The 10,112-nt window shown below is 63.5% G+C and carries 10 protein-coding genes; 6 read left to right on the forward strand and 4 right to left on the reverse strand.

Annotated elements, in window-relative coordinates; genetic code table 11:
• The 5 genes from EN935_RS10480 to EN935_RS10500 all read left to right on the forward strand — a co-directional run.
• Positions 1-1,242: GMC family oxidoreductase (locus tag EN935_RS10480; protein ID WP_164771073.1), on the forward strand; the 1,242-nt coding region annotated here is incomplete at its 5' end.
• The gene (locus tag EN935_RS10485) at positions 1,239-1,997 is read left to right on the forward strand and encodes a 3-ketoacyl-ACP reductase (protein ID WP_127266192.1); all 759 of its coding nucleotides are present in this window, start codon (positions 1,239-1,241) and stop codon (positions 1,995-1,997) included. The genes EN935_RS10480 and EN935_RS10485, both read left to right, overlap by 4 nt.
• A gap of 12 nt (positions 1,998-2,009) precedes the next feature.
• Positions 2,010-3,638 (forward strand): choline dehydrogenase, encoded by a 1,629-nt coding sequence (locus EN935_RS10490; RefSeq protein WP_127264718.1) that lies wholly within the window; start codon positions 2,010-2,012, stop codon positions 3,636-3,638.
• Between the two features lie 17 nt (positions 3,639-3,655).
• Positions 3,656-3,973 carry a Dabb family protein gene (locus EN935_RS10495; protein WP_109659226.1) on the forward strand — a complete coding sequence of 106 codons (318 nt, stop codon included), beginning with the start codon at positions 3,656-3,658 and terminating at the stop codon, positions 3,971-3,973.
• 92 nt (positions 3,974-4,065) lie between these two features.
• The gene (locus EN935_RS10500) at positions 4,066-5,283 is read left to right on the forward strand and encodes an MFS transporter (protein WP_109659224.1); all 1,218 of its coding nucleotides are present in this window, start codon (positions 4,066-4,068) and stop codon (positions 5,281-5,283) included.
• 6 nt (positions 5,284-5,289) lie between these two features.
• On the opposite strand, the gene EN935_RS10505 is transcribed toward EN935_RS10500, so the two are convergent.
• The 3 genes from EN935_RS10505 to EN935_RS10515 all read right to left on the reverse strand — a co-directional run bounded on the left by EN935_RS10505 (position 5,290) and on the right by EN935_RS10515 (position 8,685).
• On the reverse strand, positions 5,290-6,135 hold the full coding sequence (locus EN935_RS10505; RefSeq protein WP_109659222.1) for an EamA family transporter: 846 nt from the start codon (positions 6,133-6,135) through the stop codon (positions 5,290-5,292).
• 7 nt (positions 6,136-6,142) lie between these two features.
• Positions 6,143-7,045, reverse strand: a complete 903-nt coding sequence (locus tag EN935_RS10510) for an endonuclease/exonuclease/phosphatase family protein (RefSeq protein WP_127264717.1) — start codon at positions 7,043-7,045, stop codon at positions 6,143-6,145.
• Between the two features lie 86 nt (positions 7,046-7,131).
• Entirely contained in the window at positions 7,132-8,685 is a 1,554-nt protein-coding gene (locus EN935_RS10515) for a sodium:proton antiporter (protein ID WP_127264716.1), read from the reverse strand.
• Between the two features lie 125 nt (positions 8,686-8,810).
• On the opposite strand from EN935_RS10515, the gene EN935_RS10520 reads away from it, so the two are divergent.
• Positions 8,811-9,437 (forward strand): glutathione S-transferase family protein, encoded by a 627-nt coding sequence (locus EN935_RS10520; RefSeq protein WP_126070378.1) that lies wholly within the window; start codon positions 8,811-8,813, stop codon positions 9,435-9,437.
• A 17-nt stretch (positions 9,438-9,454) separates the two neighbouring features.
• On the opposite strand, the gene EN935_RS10525 is transcribed toward EN935_RS10520, so the two are convergent.
• Positions 9,455-10,112: ABC transporter ATP-binding protein (locus EN935_RS10525; RefSeq protein ID WP_164771074.1), on the reverse strand; the 658-nt coding region annotated here is incomplete at its 5' end.

A 10,112-nucleotide genomic window follows, 5' to 3' on the forward strand; every position in this document is an offset into this window, starting at 1 on the left:
GTGCTGATCCGCTACCGCAAAGAGGACTTTGCGGCCATGGAGCATTTCGGCGGCGTCTCGCCGGCCTGGCCGTTTTCCTATGAGGAATTCGAGCCCTGGTATTCCAGAGCCGAACAGCTGTTTCGCGTGCGCGGTGCACTGGGCGAGGACCCGACCGAGCCGTTCCATTCGGTCCCCTATGCCTTCAAGCCGGTGCCCGACGAAGCCCCCATCGCCCGCGCCCGCGCCGAGCTGAAAAACCTCGGCCTGCATCCGGCCTCGCTGCCGCTCGGCGTCGATATCGACACCTGGCTGAAAGAGGGCAAGACCGGCTGGGATGCCTTCCCGAACACCGGCCAAGGCAAGGTCGACGCGCAGACGGGACCGCTGACGGCTGCCCTGACCGACCAGAACATCAAGCTTGAGACTGGAGCCTATGTCGAATATCTCGAAGTATCGCCCGACGGCAAAACCATATCAGCCATTCACTACCGGCAGAATGGCGCGCTGAAGAAGGTATCGCCGAAGCTGGTCATCCTCTCGGCCGGCGCGGTCAATTCCGCCGTTATCCTGCTGCGCTCGCCCACATCGGATGGCAAAGGCCTCGCCAACCGCTCCGACCAGGTCGGTCGCAATTTCATGAACCACAATTCGAGCGCCATGCTGGCGATCGATCCGCGCCGCCGCAACGATTCCGTCTACCAGAAGACGCTGATGCTGAACGACTATTATCTGTCCGACGGCAAGGGGGGCAAGCCGCTCGGCAATGTCCAGTTGCTCGGCAAGATCGACGGCAACATGCTGAAGGCCAATGTCAAATACACACCGAAATTCGCGCTCGATTTCATGGCCGGCCATGCCGTCGACTGGTACCTGATGTGCGAGGACCTGCCCGATCCGGAAAGCCGCATCATGGTCGACGGCAAGGACATCGTCATGCAGTGGCGGCGCTCCAACATGCAGTCGCTCGATGGGCTGACCAAGGTGATGCGCGAAAACTTCCGCGCCTGCGGTTATCCCCTCGTGCTGTCGCGCCCCTTCGACAAGCGCACGCCCTCGCATCAGTGCGGCACGGTCAAGATGGGCGACGATCCGGCCACCGCGCCGCTCGATCCCTTCTGCCGCTCGTTCGACCACCGGAACCTGTTCGTCGTCGACGGCGGCTTCCTGCCCAATTCGGCCGCCGTCAACCCGGCCCTGTCGATCGCCGCACAGGCGCTGCGGGTTGCTGATCATATCCGCAAGACGGACCTCGCCGCATGACCCGTCCGGCGGCCATCGTCACCGGCGGTGCACGCGGCATTGGCCTTGCCTGCGCCCAGGCACTCGCCGATGCCGGCTTCGATATTCTGGTCGCCGATCTTGCCGAAACAGCCGCTGACGGACTTGCCAGAGACATCGCCGGGCGCGGCGCGAAATTCGCTTATGTCCCTTGCGACATTGCCGATCTCGCCAGCCACACCGCACTTGTCGATGCGGCGATGCGCGCCTTCGGCCGCATCGATTGCCTGGTCAACAATGCCGGCGTCGGCGCCGTGGTGCGCGGTGATCTGCTGGACCTCCAGCCGGAGAATTTCGACCGTACGCTCAGCATCAATCTGCGCGGCACCGTCTTCCTCAGCCAGGCCGTCGCCAAGGCGATGCTGGCCACATCGGGCGATCAGAGATCAATCATAACCATCACCTCGGTCAGCGCCGAAATGGCGTCGCCGGAGCGGCCGGACTACTGCATCTCGAAAGCCGGGCTTTCGATGTGGGTGAAGAACCTGGCGCTGCGGTTGGCGCCTGAAAACATCGGTGTGTTCGAGGTGCGGCCCGGCATCATCCACACCGACATGACGGCAGGCGTCACCGCCAAATACGACGCCCTCATCGACGGTGGACTGGTGCCGGCAAAGCGCTGGGGCGAAGCGTCAGATATCGGCGCGGTGGTGGCGGCCCTCGCCGGCGGCAAGCTCGGCTTTTCGACCGGCTCGATCATCAATGTCGACGGCGCGCTCTCCGTGCCGCGACTGTAAGTGGACAGTGTCATGACCGACTACATCATCGTGGGCGCCGGTCCTGCCGGCTGCGTTCTGGCCAACCGGCTGAGCGAGGATCCGGCCAATTCGGTTCTGCTGCTGGAAGCCGGCGGCAAGGACTGGAATCCGTATATCCACATGCCGGCGGGCTTCGCCAAGATGACCAAGGGCATCGCCTCCTGGGGCTGGTCGACGGTGCCGCAGAAGCACATGAAGGACCGCGTTTTCTGGTACACGCAGGCCAAGGTGGTCGGCGGCGGCTCCTCCATCAACGCCCAGATCTACACGCGCGGCAATGCCCGCGACTACGACGCCTGGGAGAAGGAAGAGGGCCTCGCCGGCTGGGGCTATCGCGACGTGCTGCCCTACTTCAAACGCGCCGAGAACAACCAGCGCTACGCCAACGACTTTCATGGCGACCAAGGCCCGCTCGGCGTCTCGAACCCGATTTCGCCACTACCTATCTGCGAGGCCTATTTCCGCGCCGGCCAGGAGATGGGCATCCCTTTCAATCCGGACTTCAACGGCGCCAGCCAGGAAGGCGTCGGCTATTACCAGTTGACTCAGAAAGACGCCCGGCGCTCCTCCGCTTCGGTGGCCTACCTCAAGCCGATCCGCTCCCGCAAGAACCTCACCCTCCGAACCGATGTGCTGGTGACGCGCATCGTCGTCGAGAAGGGCCGTGCCATCGGCGTCGAGGTGGTGGACAGGCCGGGCGGCGAGAAGAAGATCCTGCGCGCCGAGCGCGAGGTGATCGTCTCGTCCGGCGCCATCGGCTCACCAAAACTCTTGATGCAATCGGGCATCGGCCCGGCCGATCACCTGAAGTCGGTCGGCGTCACACCGGTGCACGATCTGCCCGGCGTCGGCTCCAACATGCAGGACCATCTCGATCTGTTCGTCATTGCCGAATGCACCGGCGACCACACCTACGACAACTACGCCAAGCTGCACCGCACGGCCTGGGCCGGTCTGCAATATCTGCTTTTAAAGAAGGGGCCAGTGGCCTCCAGCCTGTTCGAGACCGGCGGCTTCTGGTACGCCGACCCGACCGCCGCCTCGCCCGACATCCAGTTCCATCTCGGCCTAGGCTCCGGCATCGAGGCCGGCGTCGAGAAGCTGAAAAACCCCGGCGTCACCCTGAACTCGGCCTTCCTGCGGCCGCGCTCGCGCGGCACGGTGAGGCTGAAGAGTGCCGATCCCGCCGACCACCCGCTGATCGATCCGAACTACTGGTCCGATCCCTATGATCGCGCCATGTCGATCAAGGGGCTAAGACTGGCGCGCGAGATCATGCGGCAGAAGGCGCTTGCCCCTTACGTGCTGCGCGAAGTCCTGCCCGGCCCGTCGCTCGCCAGCGACGACGAGCTGTTCGACTATGCCTGCCGCAGTTCCAAGACCGACCATCATCCCGTCGGCACCTGCCGCATGGGCCATGACGATATGGCCGTCGTGACGCCGGATCTGCGGCTGCGCGGCATCGAGGGCCTGCGCGTCTGCGACGCCTCGGTGATGCCGCGCGTGCCCTCCTCCAACACCAATGCGCCGACCATCATGGTCGGAGAAAAGGGCGCCGACCTGGTCCTCGGCCGCGAGCCACTGCCGCCGGCGGTGTTTTCCGGAAACCGGGCGGCTTAGCCACTCAGGAGCAAAATATGATCAGGCACTGTGTTTTCGCTAGATTCCGCAATGATGTTGGCGACGGCGAGCGCAAGGCGATCCATGCCGACCTCGAGGCGCTACGACAGGTGATCGATGGCATGGACACGGTCCAGTTCAGCGCCAATGTCAGCCCCGAGCCGTTCGCCCGCGGCTTCACCCACGGCTTCACCATCGATTTCCGCGATGCCGCCGCGCGCGACGCCTATCTGGTGCATGAGGCGCATCAGCGCGCCGGCGCGCGGCTGGTCGCGGCTCTCGAAGGCGGCACGGACGGACTGATGGTCTTCGATCTCGATCTTACGAAAAAGTGACCGCCGGCTTTTCGAAAGCCAGCTGATCGCTGTTCTCTTTTGCCAATCGGGCGACATATCGTTGCTCACGGGGATGGCAAAGGAGGAAGGTCTTGACCCTCAATTCGCAGCAGAAAAAGACTGTTCTGGCCTCATTCCTGGGCTGGACGCTGGACGCATTTGATTTCTTCCTTCTGACATTCCTGCTCACCGATATTGCGTCTGAATTCCAGACCGACGTTCCTGCAGTCTCCAAGGCGCTGTTCCTGACGCTGGCAACGCGCTTCATCGGCGCGTTCTTCTTCGGCATGCTTGCCGACAAATACGGGCGCAAGCCCATCCTCATGCTCAACATCGTCAGCTACTCGGTGATTGGCGCGCTGGCCGCCTTCTCGCCCAATCTCGGTATCTTCCTGGCGCTGCGCGCTCTGTTCGGCATCGCCATGGGTGGCGAATGGGGGCTTGGCAGTTCGCTGGCCATGGAATCCATCCCGCCCAGTGCCCGCGGCATGGTTTCGGGCATCCTGCAGTGCGGCTATCCGGCCGGTTATCTCCTGGCGGCGGTGGTCTATGGCCTGCTCTATCAGCAGACAATCGGCGGCTACACGATCGGCTGGCGTGCCATGTTCCTGCTCAGCTTCGTGCCTGCCCTGATTGTCCTGTTCATCCGCTCGCATGTGCCGGAATCGCCGGCCTTCGTCGAAGCGCAGAAGACCGCGAGACCAGGCCTTCTGGAAACGCTACAGAAACACTGGGGCGTCGCGCTCTATGCCGTCGTGCTGATGATGTTCTTCAATTTCTTCAGCCATGGCACGCAGGATCTCTACCCGACCTTCCTGAAGAAGCAGCACGGCTTCGATCCGCATACGGTGAGTTGGATCACCATCGTCGCCAACATCGGCGCCATCGTCGGTGGCCTGGCATTCGGCGCGCTGTCGGAGAAGATCGGCCGCGTCAACGCCATCACGCTGGCCTGCCTGATCGCCTTGCCGTCGATCCCGCTGTGGGCCTACTCGACCACGCCCTTCATGCTCGCCATCGGCGCCTTCATCATGCAGGTCGCGGTGCAGGGCGCCTGGGGCGTCATCCCGGTGCACCTCAATGAGCTTTCGCCCGGCGCGGTGCGGGCGACCCTGCCGGGCTTCATCTATCAGGCGGGTAATCTCGCGGCATCCTATGGCGGCCCCTATCAGGCTGGAATCGCTGAAAGCGCCGGGGGCAGCTATGGCTATGCGCTGGCGCTGTTCGCAGGCGTGGTCGCCGTTTGCATCATCGTCGTCATCCGTTTCAGTCCGGAACGACGTGGCCAGGTGATGACCGTGCTGAGTTGACAGCAGTCAACCAAGCCTAAGTGCGACGACACCGGCGACGATGCTGAGCGCGGCGGCACCGCGCCAGCCCGTCATCTTCTCGCCGAGCGCGAACACCGAGATCATCATGGCAAACAGGATCGAAGTTTCGCGCAGCGATGCCACCGAGGCGATCGGCGCCTTGGTCATCGCCCACATCACGATCCAGTAGGCCGCACCACTGAGCACGCCGGTGAACAGCCCCGTCTTCCAGTCGCGCGCCAGCACCGGCAGCGCCTTCGGCCCACGGAAGATGAGGCAAAGCACCAAGGCGCCAAAAGCATCGCAGATGAACAGCCAGGCGGCATAGCTCTGCGCCGTGGCGGCCAGCCGCGCGCCGCTGCCGTCGGACAGCGTGTAGCTGGCGATGAAGATCGAGGTGCCGAGCGCAAAGCCTACCGCGCGCAGGTTGAGTTTCTCCAGATGCGCGCCGCCGCGAAACGACATCACCAGCGTACCGGCCGACAACAAAAAGATGCCGAGAATGGCGAACGGGCCGGGAATCTCGGCAACGACGAACATGCCGCCAAAGGCCGCCAGCAGTGGTGCGGTGCCGCGCGCCAGCGGATAGGTCTGGGCGAAATCGCCGGCCTTGTAGGCGCCGATCAGGAAGGTCCGGTAGCCCATGTGGAAAACGACGGAGGCGATGATGTAGGGCCACACTTCCGCCTTCGGCACTTCGACGAAGGGCAGCACGACGAGTGCTGCGGCGCCCATGCCGAGCGTCATCAGCGTGATCGACAGGAAGCGGTCGAGATGGACCTTGACCAGCGCGTTCCAGATCGCGTGCATGGCGGCGGCGGCAAGCACTGCGAAGAAGACGAAAAGTGTCATGCGCGGCTCATGGGGCGATGCCGGGCGTTTCCAGGTCGATGTCGACCCGCAGCGGGAAATGATCCGATGCAACCTCGCCGATGTCGGCGCTGACCGAGCGCACGCGCCCGGCGAACATGCCGCCGACGAAGCAATGATCGAGCCGGCGCTTTGCCACTTTGCCGTCGATGGTCTTCACATGGGTGTGGAAGTCCTGAGCCGGCTCGCTGGCGACAGCGGCGGCGTCGACAAAGCCGTCGAGATAAGCAGCCCCGCGATGGTAGGGTGTGCTGCCGACGATACGGCTATATTCGGCGCTGCCCGGCTCCATGTTGAAATCGCCCATCCAGATCGCCGCCAGCGGGTTTTCCGGCTCCGCTTCACCACTGGTCCAATTGCGCGTGGGCTCATCGTCGACGCCGCTCCACGGCCCGCCATCGGACGGTGCCCGGCGATGCTCGGCCATGAGATAGTCGATCTGCTCCAGCCGCTCCTCGACCGCGATATGGGCGAGATGCAGCGATAACACCCGCACCGGGCCGGCCGGCGTGCGGATCATGCATTCGAGCGCCGCATTGCGGGTGTTGAGCGGCCGCAGCGTGCGGCGCATCGGCAGCGCATGCAGCCGCGACCAGACGATCGGCAGCTTCGACAGCACCATGGTGCCGAACTGGCGGCGCCGGTTGACCAGACGACCATCGCGCTGCTCGCTGGCATCCATGTCGAAGGCCGGGCCATAGACCCAGTAATAGTCCGGCAGGAGGCTGGAAAGCAGCTCCGGCTGGTCGTCGAAATTGCTGCGCTGCCAGTGCCGCTCGACCTCCTGCAAGGCAATGATATCGGCGCCGGCAACGATGCGCGCGGCGCGCGTAAGATCGTAGCGCCCGTCGCCGCCGAACCCGTACTGGATGTTGTAGCTGACCAGCTTCATTGCTTATCCGGCTCAATTTGTGATGCAGTAGCCGTTCGGCGATAGCGTTGCAATGTACCGAGCGAGCGACGGGGCTGGGCCAGCGGTCAGGTGGTCGTCAATGGCTGGAAACTTCCAGCCGGGGATGCCGCCAGTTCCGACCAGTCGATTTCTTCCTCCAGCCGGTGGTAGGCCTCGTCACCGATCGTACCGTTGCGGCGCAATTCCTCCAGCGTGTCGCGCTGGCGGTTGATGGCATAAAGGCGCAGCCGGTCATATTCGGTTGCCGCCTGTGCGTCCTCCGGATTTTCCGCGACCAGGCGCTGAGCCTCATATTGCTCGCGCACAACGGCTGCTGCGGCCGACGTCTTGCGGCTCAACACGTCGAGTGCGGCCTGCATGATGGCAACGCGCGCCTGCGCCACTTCGTTGTCGACGGTTCTGTCCGGGTCGAAGTTGAGTATCCGCAGCAAAGGCTTCAGGCTCATGCCTTGCAGCACCAGGGTGCCCAGAACCACTGCGAAGGCGGCAAGCACAATCGGATCACGGCCGGGAAAATTGGCCGGCAGGGCAATCGCCACCACCAGCGTCACCAGCCCCCGCATGCCGCACCAACCAACGAGCACCGCGCCGCCAAACGTCGGCATATCTCGTCTTGTTTCTTCGCTGCCGAAGCGGGCAAACCATCGTATGATCGCAACATAACTCGCCACCCAGACGAGGCGCGCCACGATGACGACGGCCAGCACCGTTGCGGCGAAGAGAAATGCTTCGCCTTGTCCTTCGCCGGAGAGCCGGCCGACGATCGACCGCGCCTGCAGGCCCATCAGCACGAAAGCCAGAACATTGAGCACGAACACCGCCGACTCCCAGACAGAATAGGTGCTGACGCGGCGTCTTGCCGACATGCGGCGCGGCGCCCTGCGCGCGATGGTCATGGCGTAGACGACGATGGTGATGATGGCCGAAAGACCGAGCCTGTCAGCGAGGATCCAGACCCCGAAAGTTCCGGCGAATTGCACCACCGTGCTGCTCGCCGCATCCTCGATCCGGGTGAGCGTCATGAGCGAGAAGCGGCCAAGCAGATAACCCGCGACGAGGCTGCCTATCGTTGATAGCAAGATCGTCGGAATGGCGTTGCTCAGCATGATCGAGCCGAGCGCTGCCGAAACCGCCAGCCGGTAGATCAGCAGTGCTGTGGCATCGTTGAGCAGGCTCTCGCCTTGCAAGATGGCGGTGATGCGGTGCGGCACCTTGAATTGCCCGAGCACCGCGGATGCCGCCACCGCATCCGGAGGTGCTACGATGGCGCCGAGCGCGATCGCCGCCGCGATCGGCAGGCCGGCCATCTTCCAGCCGACGAACGCAACCACCACAGTGGTGAAGACAACGGCGCCAAGCGCCAGCAGAGCCAGCGATAGCCGGTAGCGCTTCAGGTCGCGCAATGAGGTGTCATAGGCGGCGTCGAGAAGCACCGGAGCGATGAACAGGGCAAGCGCCAGTTCCGGATCGATCTCGATCATTGGCGCACCCGGCACGAAGGCAATCCCGACCCCGGCCAAAGCCAGTAGGGACGGATAGGGAATCTCCAACAGTCGCGATAACGCCGTCAATGCAACGGCAGTCAAAAGCAGGACAAGGGTGAGTTCGAAAAGAGCCATGGGCTGTTACTTCAGTGAGACGGGACTGCCGGCGCAGATATACCAGCAGGATGCGGTCGATTGGCCATCAAACTCAAGCCCTCTGGCTGTAGGCCTCTAACCGCCTCCTGCCGTACAAGACCGATATGATCCTCATCGGCCAATATGACTCCCCCTTCGTTCGCCGCGTCGGCATCGCGCTGACGCTCTACGGGATATCCTACGAGCATCATCCCTGGTCGGCCTTCGGCGATGCCGACAAGATCCGGTCTTACAATCCATTGACGCGGGTGCCGACGCTGGTGCTCGACAATGGCGAAGTGCTGATCGAAAGCCATTTGATGCTCGACTATCTCGACAGCCTCGTCCCAGCCGACCGACGGATGTTTCCGACGACCGAACCGGCCCGCCATCAGGCGTTGAAGGTCTCGGCCCTGGCCACCGGGCTCGGCGACAAGGCGGTCAGCCTGTTCTACGAGATGCGATTGCACGAGAAGGTCTCCGACCTCTGGGCTGGGCGCTGCCGCACACAGATAGAGACTGTCCTTGCCGTGCTGGAAGCCGATCTCAAGGAAAGGTCGACGCTCTACTGGTTCGGCGACCGCATCGGTCACGCCGATATCGCAGTTGCCGCGGTGTTTCGCTTCATCGGCGAGGCGCATCCAGGGCTGGTTTCGCCGGCTGACTTCCCAGCGCTCGGCGCACATGCCGAGCGAATGGAAGCACTGCCTGTCTTTCAAACGGTCTCACAACCGTTCATCGCGCCCGCCTAGGCAAGCGCTGGCGCAGCCTAGTGCAGCACCAGCATATCGCTCGACGAGAACGAGATCTCGGCCTTCTCACCGACCGCAGGCGGCGGCGTTGCCGGGCTGTTGAAGGTGTCGAGCGAGACCGTGTTGCCACCGATACCGACACGAACCCGGATCACCGAGCCGAGGAAATGCACTTCGGAGATTTCTCCCGACAGGCTGGAGTCGCGACCGGGCTGGCGGCCGAGCGAAATCGCTTCCGGACGCAACGCCAGCGACAGCGTGTCGCCCGACTTGGAGCCATTGAGCTTGCCCTTGAGCGAAACCTGTTCGGAATTGACCCGCACCGTGCCTGCCGCAGCGTCGGTGACAGTGCCTTCGAGCACGTTCAGCGTGCCGACGAAATTGGCGACGAACTTGGTTGCCGGGCGGTTGTATATCTCGAACGGCGTGCCGACCTGCTCGGCCTTGCCGCCATACATGACGGCGATGCGGTCGGAGATCGACAGCGCCTCCTCCTGGTCGTGCGTGACAAAGATGGTGGTGATGCCGAGCTTCTTCTGGATCGAGCGGATTTCCTCGCGCAGCGACACGCGCACCTTGGCGTCGAGCGCCGACAGCGGTTCGTCGAGCAGCAGCAGCTTCGGCTTCGGCGCGATGGCGCGCGCCAGCGCGATGCGCTGCTGTTGACCACCAGAA

It is taken from the genome of Mesorhizobium sp. M7D.F.Ca.US.004.03.1.1, from assembly GCF_003998635.1.
GTDB classification, from domain to species: domain Bacteria; phylum Pseudomonadota; class Alphaproteobacteria; order Rhizobiales; family Rhizobiaceae; genus Mesorhizobium; species Mesorhizobium loti.